Source organism: Streptomyces sp. 13-12-16, from assembly GCF_002114215.1.
Classification (GTDB): domain Bacteria; phylum Actinomycetota; class Actinomycetes; order Streptomycetales; family Streptomycetaceae; genus Streptomyces.
In genome coordinates this window covers 1-515 of sequence record NZ_NCTE01001362.1, presented here as the reverse complement: position 1 = coordinate 515, position 515 = coordinate 1, and the positions used below count along the sequence as shown (strand labels likewise).

Here is a 515-nt window from a genome sequence, read left to right as displayed (position 1 = left end):
GAGGCGGTGGCGTTGCGCGCCGAGGTGACCTGGCCGCTGCCGCCGCTCCCGGTCGTGGACGAGGGGTCGTACACGATCCGGGTCACGGACCGGCTGGTCGAGCCGGACGAGCGGGAGGCGGTGCTCCGGCCGCCGACCCTCGTCGTCGGCGTCGGGGCCTCGAAGGGCGCCCCCGTGGACGAGGTGCTCGGCCTGGTCGAGGACGCCCTGCGCGGGGCCGGGCTGTCGGCGGCGTCGGTCGCCGAACTGGCCACCGTGGACGCCAAGGCCGACGAGCCCGGCGTCGTGGAGGCGGCGCGGCGGCTCGGGGTGCCGCTGGTGACGTACACCGCAGGGGAGTTGGCGCGCGTCGAGGTGCCCAACCCGTCCGACGCGCCGCTCGCCGCCGTCGGCACACCGTCGGTGGCGGAGGCCGCCGCGCTGGTGGGCGGGGGCGAACTCCTCGTGCCGAAGCGGAAGTCGGCGGCCCGGCCCGCGATGGCGACCTGTGCCGTCGTACGGCGGCCGGGGCGCGG

Annotated in this window: 1 protein-coding gene; it reads left to right on the top strand. The window is 78.3% G+C overall.

Annotated elements, in window-relative coordinates; genetic code table 11:
- Positions 1–515 (top strand): cobalamin biosynthesis protein (locus tag B7767_RS40910; protein ID WP_143652952.1); only part of this gene is annotated, 515 nt, incomplete at both ends.